Here is a 24,394-nt window from a genome sequence, read left to right on the forward strand (position 1 = left end):
GGATTGCCCCATGTCCGGTAACGGTTTTGGACATAGTTTCCGTTTCACCACTTTCGGCGAAAGCCATGGCCCGGCCATCGGCTGTGTGATTGACGGTGTGCCGCCGTTGGTGCCGCTGTCCGAAGAGGATATCCAGACATATCTGGATCAGCGGAAACCGGGGCAGTCGCGCTTTACGACACAGCGTCGTGAGCCGGATCAGGTTAAAATCCTCTCCGGTGTATTTGAAGGGGTGACGACGGGGACGCCGATCGGACTTTTGATCGAAAACACCGATCAACGCTCCAAGGACTATGGGGATATCAAGGACAAGTTCCGCCCCGGTCACGCAGATTATACCTATTGGCGGAAATACGGCATCCGCGACTATCGCGGTGGCGGACGGTCCTCTGCACGTGAAACCGCAATGCGGGTTGCCGCGGGTGCTGTTGCACGCCGGGTGCTTGATTGTCTGGTGGATGGCGGTGTTCAGATTCGTGGTGCGCTTGTGCAGGTAGGTCCGCACAAGTTGAACCGGGATAACTGGGATTGGTCCGAAATCCACAATAACCCCTTCTGGTGCCCGGATGCGAAAGCTGCCGAAGACTGGACGGAATATCTGGATTCCGTACGCAAGGCGGGGTCGAGTTGTGGGGCCGTGATCGAAGTCCACGCCTCCCGTGTCCCGGTAGGACTGGGGGCGCCTGTCTATGACAAGCTGGACGCCGATATCGCCAAGGCCCTCATGTCCATCAATGCCGTGAAGGCGGTTGAGATCGGTGCCGGTTTTGACGCAGCGGCGTTGTCCGGCGAGGAAAATGCCGATCAGATGCGGGCCGGCAATGACGAAGACCCGAATTTCCTGTCCAACAAGGCAGGCGGAATTCTGGGCGGGATTTCAACTGGCCAGGATATCGTGGCACGCTTTGCTGTGAAGCCGACCAGTTCCATCCTGACGCCGCGCCAGACCGTGGATGTTGACGGGAATGAGACGGAAATCCTGACCAAGGGCCGCCACGACCCTTGCGTTGGAATCCGTGGGGTTCCGGTAGGCGAGGCGATGATGGCCTGTGTCCTGCTGGACCATCTGCTGCGTCACCGTGCGCAATGTGGCGAAGACTGGGAGTAATCCCGTAACGACCTCATTGTCGCGATCATTGATTTTCTGGTCACAAAAAAGGCCTGGCCGCTTCGGCACAGGCCTTTTTATATGCCGTGTTCCTGTCTTCAGAAAAGCTCCACACGGGCGAGCAGGGCCTTGTTATCCCAGCGCGGCTGGCGGTCTTCGATCAACGTGCGGTGACCGCGATCCAGGCTTTTCTCGTCCGCATCCACACGAATCTGGACCCATCGGGGGACAACCTCATTGTTGATGTCGTCCAGGATGGTCAAAGCCAGTTCCTCCAGTGAGGTTTCTGCCGCAAGGTGCAAATCGTGCAGGTATTGGCCAAAGGATTGGGTCGGCAGCAAAAGTTTATCTGGTACATAGCGGATATGGATGATTGCACGGTCGTCCTGCGCGTGGGCGCTCAGGCTGCAAAGATAATCAATACCGGCATTGGGGTTGGCGACTGTCTCCAGTTTAGACCGTCTGGTGAATTTGTCCGGATCATCCAGATGTTCCGCCTCACCGCCGTTCGTCGTCTCGATCATGGCTAAACCGTTACTCCCCCTCTATGGCTGTCGGCCAGTTCTTCTACGGAAATTTCAAACTTTTCAGTCACATGAAAGCCGACTGTGCCGGAAATGCCAAGAGCGGAAACAACATTGGCGAATAATTGACGGATCTCGTCACGCATGCCGTCGGGGAGGGCGTCATGGGTGCGGATCATGAGATCAAACTGTTTTTTGCGGCTGTAACCATCCAGTTGGATAGGGCCAAGGCGGGAGAAATTCGCTTCTATGACAAATCGTTTGTCGTCGCCTTCCTGCTTGTCTTTCTTCCGGTCTTCCTCTTCTTTGTCGCGAAGATACAGGCGCAATTCGTCCAGCTCGCTGTCCGACATGAAAGGCATATGGAAAATCTTCCAGTCCTGCCCGGACGAATCGATTGCGCGTGTCTGCGCAGCGTGGATGCTGTCGCTTAACTTGGTGCTGCTGCCCGCGCGAATATGTTCCAGTGAACGCAGGATATCCTTGCCGGTCCATTTTTCGACCGATCCGATACGCAGGGCGCTGAACAGGAAGAGAAGGGCGCTGCCCAGTTGGGGTGTGTTTTGCGGGATAAGCTGGGCCAGATTTTGGGCCGCGCCGGGATTTCCGGATTGCAGCAACGACATGGCCTCACTCAACGCCTGCCAGCGTTCGGGAGAGATCAGCCCCGACAGGCCCGGCAGGTCGGGCAGCGGTGTTGCCTCTCCCAGTGCCGCCAGTTGCAGGCTAGTGCCCACCGGCAGGTTTTGGGCGGTCGGCAGAGATATTGTGCCTTGGGCCGTCTGAACCGTTGTCTGGCCATTGGCGGATGCGGTTACGGTGCCGGAAAGGACCGTCTGCCCTATGGGCATGCTTTCTGACAGGGTTATCGGTGTTGTGCCCGGCAACTGTATGCCGATCAGGCGGACAGGCAGGCTGTGCCCTGGTGGTAACTGTGGTGCCTGCGACCCGGCTTGCGGTTGGACGGTTTGAACCGGCTGCCCCGCCTGCGCTGATGGTGCCACCGACGGCGTGGCGGCAGGTGCAGGCGTTGTGCCTTGTGCCACTGGCGGCGTTTGCTGTGCCGCTGCATTCGTGGCGGGGTTGGGCGCCGTTGAAGGGGCGGTTCCGCTTGCTCCCGATTGGGCGGCAAAAAACTTTCCGGCCTGCGGGGTCAGGATCGTCGCGGAAAACTTTGTGCCAAGGGTAAATTTTGTCAGCACCGTTGCTGCATCGCCTGCCAGCGGCGGTGATGCTTCCGGTTGAAGATACAGGGTTGTTGTTGTGCCGTTGGTGGCGGCCAGACTGATGGTGACCGTTGTTCCCGTTGCCAGGCTTTGGGGGGATGTGACGGTGATTTGCCCCTGCGGCGTTTGCAGGGTTATCTGTCCCTGAGGTGTTTTCCCGATTACCTGCGCCTGAATGCTCTGGCCTGTTGAAAGAACCGCTGATGCCTGTGTTGGCAATTGTGTCGTGGTAGCGGTTTGTGCCCCTGTCGTTGGTGCGTTTGACGAACTGCTGGGCTGTGCAGGTGTTTGTGGCTGAATGGTAACCACCGGTTTTGATCCTCCGCCGGTTTGCGTCACGACGACTGGTGTGCCTTTCGGCAGGCTGAGTTGGGTATCTAACGTGATATCGCCTTGGGCTGTTTGCAAGACAGTCTGGCTTGCGGAATTCGGGCCACTGACCTGTGCCTGCACCGCCTGACCGCTGGACAGGCTCGTGCTGACCTGCGGTGGAAGCTGGATCGGTTTGGCCGTTACGCTGGGCGGCGGTGAGGGCGGTGCAGATGTTGGTTGTGCGGCAGGCGGATGCGGTTGCACGCGGATTTGTGCCGAGGCTCCTTCGCCGGATTGCGTCAGGGTGACGGTCGTGCCTTTGGGCAGCGGGGCCTGCGTTTCAAGGATGAGGGGGCGACCTTCCGGGGTCTGTAATGTGACTTGCCCCTGAATGTTCGTTCTAACAACCTGTGCCTGCACAGCCTGACCGCTGGATAGGCTCCTGCTGACCTGTGGCGGAAGCTGGACCGGTTTGGCCGTTGTTGCAGGCGGCAGTGGTGGGGGAGCCTTTGGGGTGACGCGAACCTGATCCGTCACGCCGTTGCCCTTGGCTGCGACGGTGATCGTCGCCCCTTTTTGTAAGGGGACTTTGGTTTCTACTGTGACCTTACCTTGTGCGGTTTCAACTGTGACGCGGCCCTGTTGGGGCTGTTCGGTCACGCGGCCTTCCAACGTCTTGCCCGATTGCAGGGCCCGCGCCGCATCCTCCGATGCCTGTACAACAGTGCCGTTGCCTCCTCCGGGGAGGGGCGCTCTTGAACCAGCCTGTGTTTTCCCCGACGGGGACGGATGCAGTGTTTCCATATCCCACAACAATCAAGAATCGTGCCGTTGCGGGATTGTATCACAGAAAAGCTTGCAGAAATCGGCGACTTTATACCTTCAATGCCCGCGCGATTTCATCGACGTCATCGGCGGCTTCGGCATTAGGCGATCGCGTTAGCAACGGGATTTGTGACCGGATGGCATCCCGCACCTTGCGGTCCTGGCGCACAACGCCCAAAAGCGGCGGTTCGAATTTGAGAAAGTTCCGACAAACCTTGGCCAGGGTTTCGTACGTCCGGCGGCCTGCCTCTTTGCTTTCAGCGGCATTAACGACAATCTGGACCTCACTGTCCGGATGCTGTTTGCGGGTAAGCTTGATGAAGGCATAGGCATCGGTCAGGGAGGTTGGTTCATCCGTTACGATCAGAAGGCTTTGACTGGCCTGTGCCGCCAGTGTCTGCACGGTGCTGTCTACCCCGGCGCCCAGGTCCATGATCACGGCATCATAGTCTTTTGACAGGTCGGACAGTTGCGTCATCAGTCGCATCAGGCGCGGCGTGGGCAGGCGTGCGAGCGAACCTGTGCCGGAACGGCCTGCAATAATATCAAACCGGCCATCCTTGTAGGATGTAACCGCCTGATGCAGGGTGATCTGGCCGGTCAGAACGGCCCCAAGATCACGGTCCGGCATCAGGCCGAGTTGGATATCCACGTTAGCCAGTCCCAGGTCGCCGTCAAAAAGCAGGACCTTCTTGCCACTCATCGCCAGCGCCTGGGCCAGGGTGATGGCAAACCAGGTCTTGCCGACGCCGCCTTTACCGGAGGCGACGGCCACAAATTTCCGTCCGTCGATCTTGTAAGTCTGTTCAGTAGCAGCCATAGGGATTATGCCTCGCTATCATCGCTCAGGGATAGAGGCTTCGCCTCCTCCAGGGTATTGCCCAAGGCAATCAAACGTTGTGCCAGATGGTCGGATGTCGTTGCTGTCAGCCCATTGGCGATATTCGGGGTCGCGCTGTGATCGCAAAAAGCCAGTTCTGCTCCATAGGCTACAGACAGTAACGACCCAAGCCGGTGTGTGATATCCAGCCCCGTCGACAAGAGGTGTTTCGGACCCACAGGGCGAAAGGCTCTGGCGATATCTATGGTTTCGTCTGCGTCACGACCCGCATTGAGGACCAGAACGGGGGCGGCACGACTGGCTTCGGCTATCTCAACCAGATAGGCAAGTTCTTCCAGATTGAAAGGGTTGGTGCCCGGCGTATCAATGAAAACGGCTTCCTGGTCGTGACATCGGCTCAGCGCGTCGCGCAGGGCTTCCGCCGTTGGCGCTTCAAACATTGGCACGCCCAGCCGTTCGGCATAGGCGGCCAATTGATCGGTTGCTGTCAGCCGCACCGGGTCGGCTGCGATCAGAACGGCTTTTTTCCCGTCCAGGATTTGCCGGGCGGCCAGCTTGGCACAGGTTACGGTTTTTCCCGTGCCCGGCGGGCCGATCAGCATGATCGGACGTTTGCCCTTGCCCAAGGGAAGCGGGGAGAAGGAAAACAACTGGTCCAGCGCACGCTTCAACGCCTCCTCGACCGTTTCATCGGGACCGCCGCTTGCGGTTTCCACGATCCTGTCACCCAGCCAGCGAGGGACACCATGCCGGTCGAGGTAAATGGTAAGCTGTTCCTGCTTTTCCAGCGGGAGGTCACCCCCCTGCTCGGGCAGGTCGTGCTCCTCTTCATCGATGGCGGCGGTGACGCGGGCACCGGCGGCGCCATCTGCCTCCTGTGTGGCGACAATAATGGCATCCGGGCCCAGTTGCTCACGGACCTGGGCCATTGCCTCGGACAGGGTTTGTCCATGAAAGGATTTCAGCCGCATGAACGTGATCCCTTGTTATGTGTCTCCATTCGCGGCGTCACGGTCAGACCTGCTCCACGGTTTTGATCCGTGCCTTCGGGTGAATTTCATTTTGTGACATGACCACCGTCACCGGACGGAAACGTTCAATCACAGACCGGACGAATGGGCGGATGGTGGGGCCGACCAGCAGGACCGGCGTTTCTCCGGCCATGGCCTGACGTTCGAAAACTGCCCGGACTTTCGTGATAAAGTCCTGAAGCTGGCTGGGAGCCATAGCAAGCTGGCGTTCCTCGCCATCTCCGACAATTGATTCCATGAAGGACTGCTCCCACTCCGGCGTCAGCGTGACCAGCGGAATGATGCCCTCGTCGTTGGTATTGGCATCTGATAGCTGCCGGGCAAGTCGGCCACGCACATGCTCTGTAATCTGCGTCAGGTTCCGGGTATAGCCGGTGGCTTCGGCCATGCCTTCCAGGATCGTCGGCAGGTCACGGATAGAGACACGTTCTGACAACAGGTTTTGCAGAACACGCTGCAAAGAACCCAGGCCAACCTGATTGGGGACGATATCTTCCACCAGCTTCTGTTGGGATTGTGGCAACTCATCCAGCAATTTCTGGCATTCCGCATAGGACAGAAGCTCGGACATATTGTCCTTGATGATTTCTGTCAGATGAGTGGTGATGATCGTGGACGGGTCAACAACGGTATAACCGCGGAAGGTCGCCTCTTCACGTTGCGATTCCTGAATCCAGACGGCTGGCAGCCCGAAAGTCGGCTCGACGGTGGCTTCGCCGGGCAGGGTGATCTGTTCCCCGCGCGGGTCCATCACCATAAGCATATTGGGCCGCAAATCCCCGCGGCCTGCCTCGATTTCCTTGATACGAAGGACGTAGGTATTGGCGGGAAGCTGCAGGTTGTCCTGAATGCGAACGGCAGGCATGACAAAGCCCATGTCGCCTGCAAGCTGTCGGCGGAGTGCCTTGATCTGGTCCGTCAGGCGATGTTCCTGGCCCGCATTCAACAGCGGTAGCAGACCATAGCCAAGCTCCAGACGGACAAGGTCTATCTGCAAAGCCGATGAAATCGGCTCTTCCGTCGGGGCCTCGGGGCCTTCTTCTTCTGCCTGTGCCGCCAATTGCGACGCCAGTTCCTCAGCCGCCGTCCTGCGGCGGATATAGTAAGCGCCGCCACCGCAACCGGCCGCCATCAGCAGGAACGGCCAGGCTGGCAGGTTCGGGATGACGGCCATCAGTGTTAACAGGCCAGCCGCAACGATCAGGGCGCCGGGATAGCCGCTCAACTGGCCGAAGACGGCCTTGTCGGTGGCGCCAGGAACACCGGCTTTGGTGACCAGAAGGCCCGCCCCCGTTGAGACGACAAGGGCCGGAATCTGACTGACCAGACCATCCCCGACAGTCAGCAGGGTATAGTTCTGGGCCGCTTCAGAAATGGGCATGCCGCGTTGTGCCACGCCGATGATAATGCCGCCGATGACGTTGATGAAAGTGATCATCAGGCCCGCGACAGCATCGCCGCGAACGAATTTGGAGGCACCGTCCATGGCCCCGTAGAAGGAGCTTTCCAGGTTGAGGTCTGCGCGTCTGGTCCGGGCCTCGTCCTCGGTGATCAGGCCCGATGACATATCTGCGTCGATCGCCATCTGCTTACCGGGCATGGCGTCCAGGGTGAAACGGGCGGCGACTTCTGCGATACGGCCCGCACCTTTTGTAATCACGACGAAGTTGATGATGACCAGAATGCCGAAGACGATGATACCGATGACATAGTTACCGGCAACGATGAAGGTGCCGAAGGCCTCAATCACACGACCGGCTGCCTCCGTCCCCGTATGCCCCTGCGACAGGATCAGCCGGGTGGAGGCTACGTTCAGCGCCAGTCGCAACATTGTCGCAATCAGCAGGATCGTCGGGAAAGACGTCAGTTCCAGCGGCGATTGGACGAAAATAACCGTCATCAGGATGATGACCGAGAATGTGATGGAGATGGACAGCGAGAAGTCCAACAGCCAGGTCGGCATGGGGATCAGCAGAACTGCCATGATCAGCACAATGCCGATCGGCAGCAGAAAATCCTTCTGCTTCAACAGACCGCGCAGGCGGTCCATCGGGCTCGTGCCCGTACCTGCATCTGTTGTCTGGGCTGGTCCTGTATCTGCCATTCAGGTCCGCTTTCCTACTGTACTTGGTAACGACGGCACGCGACGTTTGAGGTAAAGGTCACTGTCCGGCTCCGGGTTCCGGAATGGCGAAACCGTCGTCCGAATATTGTTTCAGCTTGTTGCGCAGGGTCCGGATCGAAATACCGAGAATATTGGCGGCATGTGTCCGGTTGCCGAAACAATGGTCGAGCGTGTCAATAATGAGCTGCCGTTCCACATCGGCCACGGTGCGGCCAACGAAGTTCTGATCATCTTCCTCACCGGCATCATCCACATGACCTACGCTGCCGGCATCGGCTGTTGCCGGTTGCGGAACAGAGGTCTCGGCAGGGGGGGCGGACTGGCTGCTGGCCGTCGTCGGCGCACCGGTCAGCAGGATTGCCTCCTCACCGATTTCGTCGCCATGGGCCAACAGGATCGCACGATGCATCGTGTTCTCCAGTTCACGGACGTTCCCAGGCCAGGGATGCGTCTCCAGTTTGGCAATGGCCGCCTTGGTCAGGGGGCGCTCCGCCACGCCATTCAATTCTGCATATTTCTTGGTAAAATGATCAGCCAGAAGGGCAATATCCTGCGGACGCTCCTTGAGCGACGGTAATTGGATGTTGACCACATTCAGACGGAAATACAGGTCTTCGCGGAACTTACCGTCCTTGATCGCCTCGTCCATATTCCGGTTGGAGGTGGCGAGGATGCGGACATTGACCTTCACCGGCTTGCTGCCGCCGACCCGATCGATTTCCCGTTCCTGAATGGCGCGCAGCAGTTTGGCCTGCAGGCGCAGGTCCATCTCGCTGATCTCGTCCAGCAGCAACGTGCCTTCATTGGCCTCTTCGAACTTACCGATACGGCGCGCGATGGCACCGGAGAAGGCACCTTTCTCATGGCCGAAAAGTTCCGATTCCAGAAGGTTTTCGGGGATCGCCGCACAGTTCACCGCGACAAAGGGCCCTGTTGCCCGTCGGCTCTTCATATGAAGATAACGGGCCATGACCTCCTTACCGGTCCCGGATTCCCCGGTGATAAGGACGGAGGCATCGGATGGTGCGATCTGGTCCGCCAGGCTGAGAACCTGCTTTGTCGCCGGATCGCGATGGATAATGGCATTGTCTTCCTGGACAACTGCTTCCAGAACCGCAGCAATCAGGTCCGGGTCCGGCGGCAGCGGGATATATTCCTGCGCGCCTTCCTTGATGGCTTTGGCGGCTGCGTCGGCGGAGGTTCCTTCGATCCCGCAGGCCACAACAGGCACGTGAATCCGTTCCTGTTCCAACTGGGCGACCAATGTGCCGATATTCATCCTGACATCAATCATGATCAGGTCTGCCCCCTGGCCGGAGCGCAGGTTGGTCAGGGCGGCATCCAGGCTGTCAGCACTGGCGACCTTTGCCCCTCGTTTGAGCGCAATTTGCCCGGCCGCGGTCATATGGCCTTCCAGTGTTCCGATGATCAACAGTCGCATTTCTTATTCCCTTAAGACGATTAACCGAACCCTTCAGGTCTCGATTAACCGAAGTAATCCACCCGGAAGGCAGGTGGTAAGACGGTATTCAACAACATTTCCAGGCGGCGGGGATTTTCCTGTCGCCCGATGGAAGAGGAGGACATCACGTAGAGATGGTTCAACAGCATCTCTTCGGAGGCCATGCGCTCCATTTTTGATGCCAATGGTGTGAACACTACATTGGCAAGAATGGCACCGTAGAAGGTCGTCAGCAGCGCAACAGCCATGCTGGGGCCGATTGTGGACGGATCTTCCAGGTTGCCCAGCATCTGCACAAGGCCGACAAGCGTCCCGATTAATCCCATTGCCGGGGCAATATCGGCGGCCTTGCGCAAAACACTGACGGATCGGCTGTGCCGCTCTGCGGTGGCCTGCACTTCACGCTGTAGAATTCGTTCGATTTCGTCACCGGTTGCGCCATCCACGGCCATGTTCAGCCCCTGTGCCAGCATCGGCTGTTTTTCCACGGCTGTAATGTAGTTCTGAAGGGACAGCACCCCGCGATAGCGGGCAATTTGTGCCAGCTGCAGCAGTTGCAGGGCGGCCTGCTGAGGGTTCTTCTGGCTGCGGAACACGGTGCGCCCGACAGTCGATGCTGCCGTCATCATATCCCCCAGCGAAAAACAGGCGGTTGTAACGCCAAAGGTGCCGCCAATCACAATCAGCACGGAGGGCATGTCGAAAAATGCTCCCGGCGATCCGCCAAGAAAAATGGCCGTCATGATAAGCAGGGCCGCGCCGCTGATACCCAGAACCGTCGCCAAGTCGAACGAATAGCGCGTCCTTGGCTGCGTCAGCGGTTTTTGTTCTTCGCCGGTTTCGGTATCTGTTGCCATTCCCCTGCTCCGTTGCCTCGCTATGGCCGTGGGAAATATCTCCCTCTGGCCCATTGCCCCCAAACCGTTAGGTCGTTGATTTATCCGACTTGATGATTTCCGTCATCGTCACGCCCAGCTTGTCGTCCACGACGACGACCTCGCCGCGTGCCACCAGGCGGTTGTTGACATAGATATCAATAGCCTCGCCGACCTTCCGGTCCAGCTCGACAACTGCGCCGCGTCCGAGCTTCAAAAGCTGGCTGACCTGCATGTGGGATTTGCCCAATACCGCCGCCACCTGGACCGGAATTTCATAGACGGCCTCAAGGTCTCGTGCGCCGGTGGGAACGACCAGTTCGGCTGCGCGCGGGTCCAGGGGCTCTCCGCCAATGTCACCGGTTTCCAGTTCCTCAAGGGAGAAGTTTTCGTCCTGGGCGTCTTCGCCTTCAGTCACTTCGCCGTTTTCGTCGTCTTGTGCCATCGACGTCTCCTAAACTCACTCTTGTTCCGGTGCCTGAAGATCATCGTCTTCCGGCGACGGCTCCAATTCATTGTCCTGTGCCCCGGCTGTCGGCAAGGTGTTTGCCTGCATATCCGGGGCAGGGGGGGCGGCCAATTCGCCAGCATGGGCGTCACCCTGCGACAGCGCGTGGCCGACAGCCTCGTCTATATACCGCCAGGTCTTTTCAGTATTGCGTTCTGCGCCGCCCTGGCCCCAGTCAATCTGGACATCGGCCGGGCCCAGCGATGCATCGGCGAGGACGACAAGTTCGCCACGAAAGCCGGATTCCACCTTGGCCTGTTCAAGACGGGGCTTCATGGCTTCCTGAATGTCGGGGCTCACCTTGATTGTTACACGACCTGTATCTTCAAGAGGTTCCAGGCAGGTTTTGACCAGGGAAGCGATTTCATCTGCGCCGTGTTTTTCCGTGTAATAAGGCAGCAGTTTGGCAATCATCTCGCGTGTGATTTTTGCCAGTTCCGCAGCGGTCACCTCATTTGCCAGGGCCTGCCGGTCGTGCAGCACCGCCAACTGGCCTGTGATCGTGTGAAGAGCCGCCACAACGTGGTTTTCAAGTTCCTGCTTCGCCTGGGACAGGCCTGCGGCATGTCCCTCTTCGAAGGCAATTGCCTTTGCCGCCTGCAATTCTTCTTCGCTGAATGTGGGCGGTGGGGGAGGCAGTTCCTCCTCCAGTGCGGCTTCTGCCTGGCGCTGCAGTTCTGCTTCGGTTTCCTTATCCTTACGACGCTGTGTCGCCGCGGAATCCGTGTCGAAGGATCGCTCGAACTTGAAGGGTTTATATTTCATGGCGCCAGTTGCCATTTCGGTCACATTTTTCCAATCGTTTTTGGGTCACGCAGATACGTAGTCCCAGCCTAGTAAATCAGTTCGTCTTCGGCGCTGCCCTCGGAGATGACAATTTCACCCTTGGCGGCGAGGTCCTTGGCCTGGTTGACCATTTCCATCTGCGCGTCGTCCACATCACGCAAACGAACAGGGCCCAGTGCCGCCATGTCTTCCTTGAGGATTTTCGCCGCACGTTCGGACATATTGCCGAAGAACAGTTCCTTGATTTGTTCCGACGCCCCTTTGAGCGCAATGCCCAATTTGTCTTTGTCGACGGCCCGCAACAGTGTCTGGACGCCGCTGGGGTCCAGTTTCTGGAGGTCTTCGAAGGTAAACATCAGGGCCTTGATCCGTTCGGCGGAATCCCTGTTTCGTTCCTCCAGAAGGGTCATGAAGCGGTTTTCTGTGTTGCGGTCCAGACTGTTGAAGATTTCGGCCATCATTTCATGCGCATCGCGGCGGGCCGTGCGCGCAAGGTTGGTCATGAACTCATTGCGCAACGTCCGTTCAACATCGTCCAGAACCTCTTTTTGAACGGCCTCCATACGAAGCATTCGCATGATCACTTCCATGGCGAAGCTTTCAGGCAGCGAGGCCAGAACGCGGGACGCATGATCACCTTTGATCTTCGACAGCACGACAGCCACGGTCTGCGGGTATTCGTTCTTGAGATAGTTGGCCAGAACCACCTCGTTCACATTGGCCAGCTTGTCCCACATGGTACGCCCGGCGGGACCACGGATTTCCTCCATGATCTGCCCGACGCGATCCGGGTCGAGCACCTTGTTGAGCAGGCGTTCTGTGCTTTCATAGGAGCCGACCAGACTGCCGGTGGAAGAGAGCTGTTCAGCGAATTCCACGAACAGGCGTTCGACAAGGTTGGAGCTGATCGTGCCAAGGTTCGCCATGGTCTGGGACAGTTCACGGATCTCTTCATCATCCATGACACTGAACAGCTTGATGGCGTTTTCCTCGCCCATCGCGAGTACCATGATGGCGGCCTTTTCCGGGCCGGTCAGGCTGCGAAAATCCTCCCTAACACGCATGGATCACTCACAACTACCTAGAATTGAACGACAAAACAAAACTTTACATATCCCAATAGGGCCCGATTCCTGCAATCCAGGCAAGCTGTTACGATACATCCTGGTACATCCAGTTTCGAATGATGGAAACGGCTTCTTCCGGATGTTTGTCAATGATCTCGCCGATCTTGCGCATCGTGGAGGCCTTCACCTTGCCTTCGATCTGGGCAATGTCGATCATTGATTCTTCTTCTTCGCCTTCCTCAACCCGGGCGACTGCCGTGCCGGGCGCACCGGCCAATGCGGCGGTTGCCCCCATGCTCTGGTCGGTCAGCAGGGCCAGTTCTTCCTCGCCTTCCGGTGACGGCGTCCCTGCTTCCATGAAGCGGTTCAGCAGCGGGCGAATGATGAGAAGGACGATGAGAACCGCCAGCAGGAGCAGCATCAGGTATTTCGCCAGTTCCTTGATGTCCTGGGCACTGAGGCCAAAGTAGGTCTTCTCTTCCTCGACATCGGCCAGAAGAGGTTCGGCAAACTGCATGTTTACGATTTCAACCTGGTCACCACGCTGGGAGTCATAGCCGATCGCGGATTTCACCAGGGCCTCGATCTGCTGCATCTCTTCGTCGGAACGTGCCTCGTAGACCAACTCGCCCTTGCCCTCGCCATCGGCCGGGGGAGTGCGGTTGTAACGGCCATCCACCAGGACGGCGACGGATAGTTTTGTTACTTCACCCGGGGCACGAACGATATTCGTACGGGTGCGGGAAATCTCGAAATTGCTGCGTTCTTCGGTGCGTGCGGTGCTTTCCTGAGTGCCGCCGGCGGTGTCTGCGCCGGGGGCGTTTGGCAGGTTGTTGGATACCGATACCGTTGAATCGCCTGCTTCGTTGGAGGCGCTGCTCTCTTCGATGGATTCAGACGAGCGGAGAACCTGACCGTCGGGGTCAAAGGTCTCTTCGTTGATGACGCGCTGGGTAAAGTCCATTTCTGCGCGGACTTCGACACGGACCTTGCCAAAGCCAAGAGTGCGTTCCAGCAGGTCCTGAACGTCGCGCTGGACACGTTGTTCGTACTGGTTGCGCATATCTGCAGTTTCGACGCCGGCCTGACCGTCCTCACCACCCTTGTGCAGCAATGTGCCACGGTCATCGACGATGGATATATTGGTTGGTTTCAGCCGGGGCACGGCGGTGGCCACCAGATGCTGGATCGCCAGAACCTGGGAGCGGTCGAGACGGCTTGTTCCGCGCATCTTCAAAATGATCGACGCGCTGGGCTCCTGGACATCGCGGCTGAAAAGTTCCCGGCGTGGCATGACCAGATGCACGCGGGCTGCCTTGACCGATTTGATCGAGGAGATCGTCCGCGACAATTCCCCTTCCAGGGCGCGCGTCTTGTTGACCTCCTGAAGGAAGCTGGACGTTCCAAGCGTTTCTTCCTTGTCGAAGATTTCGTAACCGACAACGGAGCCGCTCAACCCCTGTTCAGCCAGCTTTAGGCGCGCCGCGCCGACCTGTTCGTCGGGCACCAGGATTTCTTTGCCGTTGTTGCGGATTTCAAAGGGGATGCCGTCAATGGCAAGCTGGTTGGAAATCTGATTGGAATCTGCAGGCTCGAGATTGGAGTAGAGCAGGGACATGTTCGGTGCCCCGACCTGGGTCGTCATGAAAATAACGAAACCAAGAACAAGGACGGTAACCCCGCCAATTACACCGAGACGCGCCGGCCCCAAATCCCGAACGAACTGTGTCAAGCCTTCCACGGTTCTGCCTCTCTCACCATAATCTTCGAAACGGCCCGGCCGCTTGGCAATACTGCCTGCGACATCTCCCCTTGATCGCCAGTTTCAAAGTGCCAGGGTTGTATTCCGTACTCCAACCGATTCGGCTGGAATCCAGTTTTATCCATTATTTCACGAGCGCAGTATAAACTGGATTCGAGTAATAATGAAGAGAAAACTGGGCAAATTTTGCCTAGCCTATGCAAAAAACTAGAAAAAGTACAGCTTTTGCCTTTCCTGACGATCAGGATATTAAATAAAATCCAATACAATTAAGAAAAATGGCGCTTTGGGAATGTAAAACCCGGACAGTAGAACATCCAAGGCCAAAGGGCCATTTCGCTGCGCTTCTGCGGGGCCCGTTCTAAGCCCTTGAGGGATATGGAGAATAGCTGCTGATCTCTGCCAATTCTGGCCGTCTGTATTTACAGACCGAATTTCTGCTAGGCCGCAGACTCATAACTTCTGATCCAGATGCGGCATGAAGCGAGCTTGACGGCAGCCAGGAAATTCTCTGGGTTACGGTCGTATCGCGTGGCGATGCCCCGGAATTGCTTGAGCTTGTTGAAGAAGCGCTCGACGAGGTTGCGCTGGCGATAGACCCAGCTTGAGAAGGCGAAGGTCTTTTTGCGGTTCCGTTTTGGCGGAATATTGGCCCAGGCCTTGCGCGCGTCGGCAAGGGCGCGGATGGCGTCACTGTCATAGGCCCGGTCGGCCAGCAGGATGGCCCCCTCCTTCAAGTCTTTGAGCAGGCCCTCCGCTGATCGGCCGTCATGAGCTTGCCCCGGCGTGAGGGCCAGTTTCACCGGCCGACCTTCAGCGTCGACAAGGGCATGGATCTTGGTCGTCAGTCCACCCCGGGAACGGCCCATGCAGCCATCGTCAGATCCCCCTTTTTACCGGTCGCACCATGCTGATGGACCCGGACGCAACTACTGTCGATCATGACGATGTCGCTGTCGTAAGCCGCTGAGATTGCCTCCAAAAGCCGATCCCATACCCCGGCCTTGCGCCAGCGGACGAAGCGATTGTAGCAGGTCGTATGGGGGCCGTAACGCTCCGGTATCTCCGCCCAAGGCGTGCCTGCCCGGAACCGCCACAGAATGCCGTTCAGCACCCGCCGGTCATCGACACGTGGTACCCCGCGCGGCTTGTTCGGCAGCAAAGGTGCGATAATCGACCATTCGAAATCTGTCAGTTCGTAGCGGCGGCGGCTCATGAAAACTCCCTCGTTCGGCAACAAGAGACATGAATCACATCAAGACCGAAAGGGGAATCCTGTTTATGAGTTTACGGCCTAGGGAACCTCGACTTTCAGGTTTATTGGGGAAGTGCAAAGCGGACGGCTCCGAAGGAGGTCGGCTGTTGCAATGGCGCAGGCTGCGACCATCGGGACAAAAAAAGCCTGCAAAGAGGTCGACCCTCAACCATTGAGGCACAATATTATTGATTTTACTCGGAACAAGAAAATCGACGACCCGCCAAGTCGAAAACACTATTTCGAATGTTGAACCATCCCTTCGTTTTCTGCGCGCTCGATTGCTCGGCGGTTTGCGCCCGTATCGTCAACCAGAACAAGTTTATTAAATCGTTGCCTGAAATTCGCGTGTTCAAATGCAGCATTGCTGCTTGCCTTGTCTCGCTCCCAGGCTGCTATCAATTCATCAGGATCAATTACCAAAATCCTTGTGAAACCGCGATGCGCAGGCGTCTCATGGAGACGAATTAGCGCCATCAGCTTCCTACTTTTCCTTCCCGTGGGATTTGCTGCACTTTGCTCCGGGCTGGCGTCGACTTCAATGGTATAGGTCCCAGCAGGCAGAACCTCATCGCAATCACCGATCATGAACGGATTCAGAAACGTAATTGTCCTTGTACTTGAACGAATTGTCATCAAAGGCCTCCAGTGAGATTCAGGTCAGGAGGAGGAGCCTCACCCCGAATAGTTCCCTTTTCTCGTCTCAAAATTGTTAAAGTAAAAATGCAGGAGATAAGTTTCACATTATTTATATAGGTTGCTATTTTTATTTTACAATATCAAAAATAGTAATTAGCTTTAAAAAAAAATACATTGTTTAAAAATATATACGTTCGACGAAACAAAAAGGTACTGAAGCTCCAGTATGCGCAATGCATAACAATCGCATTGAAACATGCAGGGGGAGAGAACAAGGGCCTGATCGCTGCCCGCTTGCGTCAAATTAAGAGCTATTTTTTGGTGCTCCGCGGGCCAAGCCATATTCCGCTCTGCCGGAACAGCACGGAAATTCCAACCAACGCCGAAATGCACGATCCGGCAAGTATCCCTAGCTTGGCTTCATCGAGCGACGCCGCATCAAATGCAAGGTCGGCAATGAATAGGGACATGGTAAAGCCGATGCCTGTCAGGAAAGCACCGGCCACCATGAACGACCATGTGAGCCCTGGGCTCAGAACCGCCCACCCCAATCGCACAGCAACCCATGAAAATCCCAACACACCGATAGGTTTCCCAAAGACCAGCCCCACAAAAATTGCGATCGAGATTTCATTCCCAAAGTCCACATTGGTTATCAAAACCCCGGTATTGGCGAGGGCGAAGATCGGCATGACCGCAAACCCTACCCATGGGTGCAGCATCATTTCCAGTCGTTCAACCGGCGAAAGAGATTCGTCGACCGCCTTGCCTGCTTGCCTTAGGTCGCGTCGAACTGCCGTGTCTCCGCTCCAATGGTCGCCTTCCGGATAGGCGAGTACGCGCCCAAGGATCGCCCTTAAACGCAAATCGTTCACCCACACGCGTGTCGGTGTCATTAGACCAAGCATTACGCCGGCAATAGTCGGGTGAATTCCGGAAGCATCCAGACACAGCCAGACCAGGCCTCCAAGAAGAAAGTAGATTGGAATATTTCTGACCCCGAGGCCCGCGAAGACTGCGACAACAACAAGCCCGAAAACCCCGAAGCCTGCTGCTGTCCAGTCCAACGGCCCACCATATCCGATTGCAACGACCAGGATGGCTCCAACGTCATCGAATATGGCAAGCGAGAGCAAAAACAGTCGAAGGGGCGAAGGAATGCGCGAACCGAATATCGCCAGGCAACCAATCACGAAGGCGGTATCGGTTGCCATCACGGTTCCCCAAGCATGCGCTCCCGGCTTGCCGAACATTACCAGCAGGTAGACGGAAGCCGGAATCAGCATGCCGCCCACGGCCGCAGCCAGCGGAAGTGCCGCGGCTCTTACATTCCGCAACTCACCAAGAACCAACTCCCGTTTTAGTTCCAGAGAGATCACGAAAAAGAAGAATGTCATAAGTCCGTCGTTGATCCAGTGACGCAGGGATCGAACGAATTCCAGTGGTCCTATACGAAATCCAACTGGCATTTCCCAGAACGCCAAGAAACCAATGGACCAGGCCGAATTGGCCAGGATCAAAGCCATGACTGCGGAAACAAACAGCAATCCGCCCGCCGCAGCCTCAACCTTCAGAAAGCGACCAATTGGCTTGGTGACATAGTCGGCTATTTCCTGAGGAAGATGAGCGTCTCTTTGATTATCCATAGCTGGCGTTTGTCCATTTCAGCTTTGTGACTGGCATTGGGCAGCAACATATGACTAGATAACTAATGATGCAGTTATACAACCGGCATTCTAAGCTGGTCAGAATACCCTTAAGGCAATTCACAATCGCCGCATTTTCACAATGCGGACGATGGCAAAGGTAGCATCTGCAATGCTGACTTGCGGTCTATGCATCCCATCAATCCTGCCCTGCACCGCCGACGAGCATCAATCGAAGCAAGGAAAGATGGCCGATGCCTGAAGTTTCAACGATGACTTTTCATATCTGGGCAACATACGCCCTGGTAATAGCTGCCATTGTTGGTTTTGCCTCTGAGAGAATACGGGTCGAAATCACCTCGCTTCTGATCATGGCGGCATTGCTCATGCTCTTCGAATTCTTTCCCCTAACCGGTCCCAACGGCGAGAATCTACTGAATGCTCACAACCTGCTGGCCGGGTTTGCAAATCCCGCGTTAATTGCCGTCGTGGCTTTGCTAATTCTCGGCAATGGCCTTTGGCGTTCCGGGGCGCTTGATTGGACTTTGGGGCGGTTCCTCAGTCTCATCGGCAAACGTCGCTTTTTTGCCTTAGGCATTTGTTTCGCGACGGTGTTTGTGGCGAGCCCCTTTGTCAATAATACGCCTGTAGTCGTGATTTTCATACCGATCCTGGAAACGATCGTGCGGCGTTTCTCCATGGCGCCGAGCAAAGTGATGATGCCGCTATCGTTTGTCGCCATACTTGCTGGGATGCTGACTCTTATCGGATCATCCACAAATCTATTGGTATCTGGCGCCCTCAGCCAATTGGGCAGAGAGCCACTTGGCTTTTTCGATTTCACCATTCCCGGCCTCATACTGGCGGCTGTCGGTGTCATATACATCATTTTGGTCGGGCCCCGCCTTCTACACCGTCGCAATTCTCCCATAGAACGTTTCATAGCCGGCGATCACCGGCGATTCATCACACAATTCACGGTGGGAGACGAGCCGAAATTATTGGGATTACAGGTTCAGTTTAACCTTTTGCGCATACAAGGAGCCCGCCTCATACTCCTGCAACGTGGCGAGCGTGCCTTAAGTCCACCCTACGGCCAAAACTTGACGATACAAAAGGGCGATGTGCTGGTCGTTATGGCCACACATGATGCATTGACGGAAGCCCAGACTAAGTTCCCAAACCTTATGTTCAGTATGTCGGGAGAGGATGATATTCCGTCCGGCGAGGAAGAACGCAGAGCGCTATTGTCTCGCAACCAGGTCGTGGCGGAAGTCATGATCGCTCCAGGGTCTCGTCTTGCCGGCTACACACTTGAAGATGTGGGCTTTCGTACCCGGTACGGCTGTTTGGTCCTGGGTATCGAGAGGCGGTCTCAGGTCATCCGGCGCCTCATTGGCAACTCCCTTCGGGAAGGTGATGTCCTTGTGGTACAGGGCGATCGACAGGCGCTGGACAGCATGCGAGAGCATCGCGGGATCATTGTCCTGGACGGTACCGAGCGACCTCTACCAGTTCCACGGTCGGCGAAACTCGCCGGTGCCATCTTCTTTGGCACAATAGTTGTCGCATCCACCGGCACTCTGCCAATTGCTGCAGCAGCCGTAGTCGGCAGTACTTTGATGCTTATAAGCGGTGTGCTGACTTTAAACCAAGCGACCAACGCCATGGATCGAAGAATATTTTTAATGGTGGGGGCATCCCTAGCGCTTGGCGCGGCAATGCTGAAGACGGGGGCAGCAGCCTATCTTGCGCAAAGCCTGCTTGGGTTGCTTGGCTAAGCCGGACCGGCCGTTGTCCTGTCTGCCCTTTTTTTGATGGTCGCTTTGATGACGAACATCCTATCTAATAACGCAACCGCCGTTCTTTTTACGCCGATAGCCCTCGAGTTGGCATTCGGCTTACAGGCCGACCCGATGCCTTTCGCACTCGCGGTCCTCTTCGGCGCCAATTGTTCCTTTGCTACACCTGTCGGCTATCAGACCAACCTCCTGGTAATGGGCCCCGGTTACTATCGATTCAGGGACTTTCTTTACGTCGGCACGCCACTGGTCGTCCTGTTATGGGGCGCCTTCAGTCTATTCATGCCCTGGTATTATGATTTATTGTAAAGTCGCAATAATCGACCGATGGCGTTTAGCGGCCGTGACGCTCTGGTATTTCCGCCCAGTGCGTGTCTGCCCAGAACCCCTCAGGATGCCTGTTCAGCACCCGCCGGTCATCGACACCTGGTGCCCCGCGTGGCTTGTTAGGGCAGTAAAGGTGCGATGATCGACCATATCGAAATCCGTCAGTTCCTAGCGGCGGCTCATAAAAACTCTCTCGTTCGGCAACGAGAGACATGAACCACATCGCACTCGAAATGGAAATCCTGTTTATGAGTTTACGGCCTAGTTCCAATGACACTTCTGCAAGTGTTTAGTCTAGCGACCAATCCTTGCCAAAAAGTAAAAAGCGTAAAATTTTAGAAAAATCGCGTGATTGGTGTTTTTTGTGCAGATGCCGTTCCGTCCAAAAAAAGAAAACCCCGGGAGAAATCCCGGGGTTCAGTTTGCGGTCATGCTCTCACAATTTACCGCTTGGTTCTTATGAGTTCGTCCAACATTTCGTCGGCAGTTGTGATGATCTTGGTGCTCGCGGAGTAAGCACGCTGTGTGGTGATCATGTCGGTAAATTCGTTGGCGAGGTCCACGGTGGAGGACTCGATTGACGAGGGGGCGATACTGCCAGCCCCACCCGCACCGGAGACATGGGCAATTGCGGCACCCGATGCATCCGTCTCGATAAAGACGTTGCCGGTTTTCTGCTGCAGGCCGTTCGGGTTGTTGAAGGTGGTAACCGGCACCTGATAGAGCTTGCGGGTGACACCGTTGCTGTAGAGAGCGGTTACTTCACCGGCCTCGTTGATGCTGACGCCGGTCAGTGAGCCGAACTGTTCACCATCCTGGTCATACCCTTCAACACCACTGGCGCCATTATACTGGGTCAGGCCATCGTTGCCGCCAATCGTGCCGAAGTCGATGTTGATTGCGGCTGCGTCGGATACCGTCCCGAGGGCCCCGTCATGGTCAACAAGCAGTTGGAGTATGCCGCTTGAGGCGTTCCCGTCCACGCCGACGCTGCCGGTACCGTTACCGCCGGTTACCGCGCCCAGGGTGCCATCTGCGTTGAAGGTGATCTGACCGACAGCAACACCAGAGGCACCAGCCAACGCCATATCGGTATAAGGAGCACCGGTCAATTCCGTGTTGTCGATGATGCCGTCACTGTTGGCGTCGTCGCCCATACCCGCAGGTAAGCCTGCATCAGGGTCCAGGAACTGTCCGCCGCCAGCCAGGGTCGCGGTGATGTCCCAGGTGTTGGCACCTGTTTTCTCAAACGTCAGTGTCAGTGTCTTTTGCGTTCCCTGACGGTCGATAATCGGAATTTCCGCATCGACGGTGTCGCCGGTTGCGGCGGTATTCATCAGGTTTGCGTCGAGGCTGATATTCTGCGTCGGGATCGGGTTGGACGACGAAGTCGCCACGTTGATCCCGTTGAAAGCGGACTGGACGTTGGTCGTGGAATAGCCGGAGTTGGTGGAGTTGCGCGGCCAACCGGTCAGATAGAAGCCTGCCGCATTGACGAGGTTGCCGTCTTTGTCCGGGCGGAACTCGCCAGCGCGGGTGTAGAGGATATCGCCCGTGATATCCCAGTTACCGGTGGACGTGTTACGGGTCAGACTGTCGGTCACGGTGAAGAAACCGGACTGATCGATGGCGATATCCGTTGAGATCGATGAGGATTTCAACAGGCCCTGGACGTCATATTCACGCCCGACCGAGGACTGTACGCCGCCGGAACTGTAAAGTGTCGGCGAGGCGGCTGTGGTCACCAGCGACGAGAAGCGGGCTTTGCTGACCTTGTAGCCATTGGTGTTCACGTTGGCGATGTTGTCGGAAATCATCGCCATGGACTGGCTTTGGGCGAAAAGCCCGGAAACGCCAGATCTCAATGCACCGTAAAGACTCATTTCATATTCCTCCGCTTAATACCTTAACTTTCGCTGCTTTCAAGTGTTGGAGGTCTCTGAACCAGCGGGGTTGAGGATTGCCTCCACCCTGTTGATGTTCACCGGTACATTGCCTAGATACAAAATCGTCTGGCCGTCGGTGTATTCTACAGAGGTCACCTTCCCGCGGACGCTGTATTTCAGATTTTCTTCGATTGGAGCCTCATCTTTATCGACGGCTTTGATCTCGAAAGAATATGAGCCTTCTGGCAGGTAGTTCCCGAGCCCATCTTTGCCTTCCCATTCAAAGGAATGGCTGCCTTTCGCGGTTTCCGCCGGGCCGCTGTAAACCAGATTGTCGTCTTCGTCATGAATCTGGATTACGGCGGTTTTGGCATCTTCCGGCAGGGCGTAGTCCAAGGTCACCGTTTCTTCGGCCCCCTTGGGGAATGCGTTGTAGTCCACTTTGACGGTCTGCCCCATATAAGAGACCGCGCCGATGGCCTGGTTTGTCCCTTGCAGGGCAATCAGTTTTTCAAGGTTCGCGTTCTGCTGAATGCCTTGCTCCACATCGGCGTATTGCGTCAACTGCTTGGTAAATTCATTACTGTCCGTAGGTGACAGCGGATCCTGGTTCTGCAATTGTGTTGTCAGGATCATCAGAAAGCTGTCCAGGTCGTTCGACAGACCTGCAAGTGAGGACTGCGATTTCGTATTGCCCGAGTAATAGGGGGCGGTTACGGATCCGATTGACATGATTAATACTCCCTAACTCTCGCTATACTCTGACATTCAGCCTGCCGTCCTGATCCAGGACCACGTCTTCACCGTCGCCGAGAAGCGGGCTGTCATCCAGAACCGGCGCATCTCCATCAAGGGAGAAGTCTTCGCCCTGGCCACCGGAACCGCCTGCATCGCCCTGGGCGGTCTGCTGCTGGTTGGAGCCATCCTGCCCCTGAAGGTTGAAGTTCAGGCTGTTGGCATCTGTTTGCAGGCCTGCGTCATTCAGCGTCAGGATCAGATTGCGGGCGTCATTGCGCAGCATGTCCAGTGTCTCGGGTTTTTCTGCCGAGATCGTGGCATGCATGCGACCGTCATGGCCCAGTTCCATCTTTACTTCAATCTTGCCCAACTCAAGGGGGCGCAACTGGATATTGATGCGGTCATTTCCCTGACCGGCCGCGCGTTGAATATTGACCGCGACCTGATCGGCAACGACCTGGGCCGGTACCTGCGGACGGCGCGCGTGACTGGCAACCGGAGTGCTGCCACGTTGAATGCTTCCGTTCTGGCCTTGTACGGCGGTCGCGCCAGTCAAAGGATCGGCAGAGGCAATCTGGCCGCTGCTGCCGCCCAGATTGGCGACTGCTGCTTCTTTGCCGCCAGCGCTGGTTTGGGCGGCGGCCAGTGCATTATTGAAAGATGCACTGCCTGTTGCCTGTTGTTGCTGCTGGGCGGTCGACGTTGCGCCCGCCGCCTGGGATTGGACGATATTGGCATTGGCTGTCTGGCCATTCGCATTGGTATTGTTCTGGCCCTGATGCTGGCCATTCGTGCCGTTCCCGCCGTTATGTCCGTTTTGGGCCGCGCCTTTTGCGACAACGGCGCTGCTGCCTTCGGTGCTGGCGTCGGCCATCACAGAAGACTCTGCTGCCAGTTTGCTGGTCGGCTGGGAGCCAACCGCGCTGCTTTGCGTGGTGACAGAGGCCTTGATCGTGTTGTCGTTAGACCCGGCTGTTGCATTTGCTGTCGCGGTCTGTTGTCCGGTGGCCTGCTGTTCTGCCTTTGCACTGACTTTTGCCGCGGCTGCGGCCTGCGCCTGATCAGCCTGCGTGGCCTGATTTGCATTCTGCTTCTGTACCGCAGAATTGGCGTTGGCATGTTCCTTTGCCGCGTCGGCAGCAATAGGTCGCCCTGAAGGTTGATCGGGGCGATGATTCTGTGTCGTTTCCTGACTGCGCTGACGCCCGTCCACTGCCGTATTCGCCTCTGTGCTGCGTTCGCGTGGGGGCGTGTCATCCCGCGTCGGTTTCGTCGGCTCAGGGGGCGTTTCGTTACGCAATGTATCCCGATCCTGCGTCCGGTCCATCGCGGCAAATTTTTCCGCGGACGTCCGGCTTGGCTGAGGAACATCGAGGTTAAGGGCAGAGCCTTTGAAAACGGAATGGCTTTGTGTGTTTTGCGCCATGAATGCGGCAAAAGCGGCTGCAGGATCCTGGGTTTCCTGGCCGTTCTTCTGAGCGTTGTTTTTTTTCGACGCCTGCACTTGGTAGTCGAAGAGTGAGTTTATTTGCGTGCTCATTTCCATTCCTCGTAAACGGAGTGATCTCTCCGCAGCAAGGAACGGGCCAGAATTTAAAAATGTAATTATTTCATATGGTTGATTGTTGGGTAAGGGGGGGGAGGGCGCG

Annotated in this window: 20 protein-coding genes; 3 read left to right on the forward strand and 17 right to left on the reverse strand. The window is 56.6% G+C overall.

The features are described 5' to 3' along the window. The first annotated feature begins 10 nt into the window (after window positions 1-10). Complete coding sequence (gene aroC, locus IF205_RS09855) at window positions 11-1,108, forward strand: chorismate synthase (protein ID WP_259783117.1); 1,098 nt, start codon at window positions 11-13, stop codon at window positions 1,106-1,108. A 98-nt stretch (window positions 1,109-1,206) separates the two neighbouring features. On the opposite strand, the gene IF205_RS09860 is transcribed toward aroC, so the two are convergent. From IF205_RS09860 to nhaA, 14 genes are all read right to left on the reverse strand, one after another. Beyond that, a complete protein-coding gene (locus IF205_RS09860; RefSeq protein ID WP_259783118.1) occupies window positions 1,207-1,632 on the reverse strand; it encodes a hypothetical protein in 426 nt (141 codons plus the stop codon). A gap of 2 nt (window positions 1,633-1,634) precedes the next feature. Then, a complete protein-coding gene (locus tag IF205_RS09865) occupies window positions 1,635-3,974 on the reverse strand; it encodes a hypothetical protein (RefSeq protein ID WP_259783119.1) in 2,340 nt (779 codons plus the stop codon). 70 nt (window positions 3,975-4,044) lie between these two features. Next, complete coding sequence (locus IF205_RS09870; protein ID WP_259783120.1) at window positions 4,045-4,815, reverse strand: MinD/ParA family protein; 771 nt, start codon at window positions 4,813-4,815, stop codon at window positions 4,045-4,047. Between the two features lie 5 nt (window positions 4,816-4,820). Then, window positions 4,821-5,807: a flagellar biosynthesis protein FlhF gene (locus IF205_RS09875; protein ID WP_259783121.1), complete on the reverse strand. Its 987-nt coding sequence runs from the start codon at window positions 5,805-5,807 to the stop codon at window positions 4,821-4,823. A gap of 43 nt (window positions 5,808-5,850) precedes the next feature. Then, window positions 5,851-7,971: a flagellar biosynthesis protein FlhA gene (gene flhA, locus IF205_RS09880; protein WP_375542684.1), complete on the reverse strand. Its 2,121-nt coding sequence runs from the start codon at window positions 7,969-7,971 to the stop codon at window positions 5,851-5,853. Between the two features lie 58 nt (window positions 7,972-8,029). Next, entirely contained in the window at window positions 8,030-9,433 is a 1,404-nt protein-coding gene (gene flbD, locus IF205_RS09885; RefSeq protein ID WP_259783122.1) for a sigma-54-dependent transcriptional regulator FlbD, read from the reverse strand. A gap of 44 nt (window positions 9,434-9,477) precedes the next feature. After that, window positions 9,478-10,311 (reverse strand): motility protein A, encoded by an 834-nt coding sequence (locus IF205_RS09890; protein WP_259783123.1) that lies wholly within the window; start codon window positions 10,309-10,311, stop codon window positions 9,478-9,480. Window positions 10,312-10,378: 67 nt separating this feature from the next. Continuing rightward, the gene (gene fliN, locus IF205_RS09895; RefSeq protein ID WP_259783124.1) at window positions 10,379-10,774 is read right to left on the reverse strand and encodes a flagellar motor switch protein FliN; all 396 of its coding nucleotides are present in this window, start codon (window positions 10,772-10,774) and stop codon (window positions 10,379-10,381) included. A 15-nt stretch (window positions 10,775-10,789) separates the two neighbouring features. Next, window positions 10,790-11,602, reverse strand: a complete 813-nt coding sequence (locus IF205_RS09900; RefSeq protein WP_259783125.1) for a FliH/SctL family protein — start codon at window positions 11,600-11,602, stop codon at window positions 10,790-10,792. Between the two features lie 68 nt (window positions 11,603-11,670). After that, window positions 11,671-12,687: a flagellar motor switch protein FliG gene (fliG, locus tag IF205_RS09905; protein ID WP_259783126.1), complete on the reverse strand. Its 1,017-nt coding sequence runs from the start codon at window positions 12,685-12,687 to the stop codon at window positions 11,671-11,673. An 88-nt stretch (window positions 12,688-12,775) separates the two neighbouring features. After that, a complete protein-coding gene (gene fliF, locus IF205_RS09910; protein ID WP_259783127.1) occupies window positions 12,776-14,431 on the reverse strand; it encodes a flagellar basal-body MS-ring/collar protein FliF in 1,656 nt (551 codons plus the stop codon). A 461-nt stretch (window positions 14,432-14,892) separates the two neighbouring features. Beyond that, a protein-coding gene (locus IF205_RS09915) for an IS5 family transposase (protein ID WP_259779310.1) occupies window positions 14,893-15,668 on the reverse strand; the annotation gives its coding sequence in 2 pieces (ribosomal slippage) (window positions 14,893-15,333 and window positions 15,336-15,668; 774 coding nt in all). Between the two features lie 276 nt (window positions 15,669-15,944). Next, window positions 15,945-16,343, reverse strand: a complete 399-nt coding sequence (locus IF205_RS09920) for a hypothetical protein (protein ID WP_259783128.1) — start codon at window positions 16,341-16,343, stop codon at window positions 15,945-15,947. 314 nt (window positions 16,344-16,657) lie between these two features. Then, on the reverse strand, window positions 16,658-17,992 hold the full coding sequence (nhaA, locus tag IF205_RS09925) for a Na+/H+ antiporter NhaA (protein ID WP_259783129.1): 1,335 nt from the start codon (window positions 17,990-17,992) through the stop codon (window positions 16,658-16,660). 254 nt (window positions 17,993-18,246) lie between these two features. On the opposite strand from nhaA, the gene IF205_RS09930 reads away from it, so the two are divergent. Together IF205_RS09930 and IF205_RS09935 are read left to right on the forward strand one after the other, a co-directional pair. Then, complete coding sequence (locus IF205_RS09930; RefSeq protein WP_259783130.1) at window positions 18,247-19,773, forward strand: SLC13 family permease; 1,527 nt, start codon at window positions 18,247-18,249, stop codon at window positions 19,771-19,773. Between the two features lie 18 nt (window positions 19,774-19,791). Further along, window positions 19,792-20,103 (forward strand): SLC13 family permease, encoded by a 312-nt coding sequence (locus IF205_RS09935; protein WP_259783261.1) that lies wholly within the window; start codon window positions 19,792-19,794, stop codon window positions 20,101-20,103. Window positions 20,104-20,564: 461 nt separating this feature from the next. Here the strand turns inward: IF205_RS09935 and IF205_RS09945 are convergent, their stop codons facing one another. From IF205_RS09945 to IF205_RS09955, 3 genes are read right to left on the reverse strand one after another with little or no spacing between them, the layout of a single operon-like run. After that, window positions 20,565-22,004, reverse strand: a complete 1,440-nt coding sequence (locus IF205_RS09945) for a flagellar hook protein FlgE (RefSeq protein WP_259783131.1) — start codon at window positions 22,002-22,004, stop codon at window positions 20,565-20,567. A 39-nt stretch (window positions 22,005-22,043) separates the two neighbouring features. After that, window positions 22,044-22,739, reverse strand: coding sequence for a flagellar hook assembly protein FlgD (locus tag IF205_RS09950; RefSeq protein WP_259783132.1), 696 nt, complete (start codon window positions 22,737-22,739; stop codon window positions 22,044-22,046). A 22-nt stretch (window positions 22,740-22,761) separates the two neighbouring features. Beyond that, window positions 22,762-24,285, reverse strand: a complete 1,524-nt coding sequence (locus tag IF205_RS09955; RefSeq protein WP_259783133.1) for a flagellar hook-length control protein FliK — start codon at window positions 24,283-24,285, stop codon at window positions 22,762-22,764. Window positions 24,286-24,394: the final 109 nt, after the last annotated feature.

It is taken from the genome of Aestuariispira ectoiniformans, from assembly GCF_025136295.1.
Classification (GTDB): domain Bacteria; phylum Pseudomonadota; class Alphaproteobacteria; order UBA8366; family Aestuariispiraceae; genus Aestuariispira_A; species Aestuariispira_A ectoiniformans.

Coding starts and splice junctions, on each gene's coding strand:
- aroC (WP_259783117.1), top strand. CDS start 11: ATGTCCGGTAACGGTTTTGGACATAGTTTCCGTTTCACCACTTTCGGC.
- IF205_RS09860 (WP_259783118.1), bottom strand. CDS start 1,632: ATGATCGAGACGACGAACGGCGGTGAGGCGGAACATCTGGATGATCCG.
- IF205_RS09865 (WP_259783119.1), bottom strand. CDS start 3,974: ATGGAAACACTGCATCCGTCCCCGTCGGGGAAAACACAGGCTGGTTCA.
- IF205_RS09870 (WP_259783120.1), bottom strand. CDS start 4,815: ATGGCTGCTACTGAACAGACTTACAAGATCGACGGACGGAAATTTGTG.
- IF205_RS09875 (WP_259783121.1), bottom strand. CDS start 5,807: ATGCGGCTGAAATCCTTTCATGGACAAACCCTGTCCGAGGCAATGGCC.
- flhA (WP_375542684.1), bottom strand. CDS start 7,971: ATGGCAGATACAGGACCAGCCCAGACAACAGATGCAGGTACGGGCACG.
- flbD (WP_259783122.1), bottom strand. CDS start 9,433: ATGCGACTGTTGATCATCGGAACACTGGAAGGCCATATGACCGCGGCC.
- IF205_RS09890 (WP_259783123.1), bottom strand. CDS start 10,311: ATGGCAACAGATACCGAAACCGGCGAAGAACAAAAACCGCTGACGCAG.
- fliN (WP_259783124.1), bottom strand. CDS start 10,774: ATGGCACAAGACGACGAAAACGGCGAAGTGACTGAAGGCGAAGACGCC.
- IF205_RS09900 (WP_259783125.1), bottom strand. CDS start 11,602: ATGAAATATAAACCCTTCAAGTTCGAGCGATCCTTCGACACGGATTCC.
- fliG (WP_259783126.1), bottom strand. CDS start 12,687: ATGCGTGTTAGGGAGGATTTTCGCAGCCTGACCGGCCCGGAAAAGGCC.
- IF205_RS09920 (WP_259783128.1), bottom strand. CDS start 16,343: ATGACAATTCGTTCAAGTACAAGGACAATTACGTTTCTGAATCCGTTC.
- nhaA (WP_259783129.1), bottom strand. CDS start 17,992: ATGGATAATCAAAGAGACGCTCATCTTCCTCAGGAAATAGCCGACTAT.
- IF205_RS09930 (WP_259783130.1), top strand. CDS start 18,247: ATGCCTGAAGTTTCAACGATGACTTTTCATATCTGGGCAACATACGCC.
- IF205_RS09945 (WP_259783131.1), bottom strand. CDS start 22,004: ATGAGTCTTTACGGTGCATTGAGATCTGGCGTTTCCGGGCTTTTCGCC.
- IF205_RS09950 (WP_259783132.1), bottom strand. CDS start 22,739: ATGTCAATCGGATCCGTAACCGCCCCCTATTACTCGGGCAATACGAAA.
- IF205_RS09955 (WP_259783133.1), bottom strand. CDS start 24,285: ATGAGCACGCAAATAAACTCACTCTTCGACTACCAAGTGCAGGCGTCG.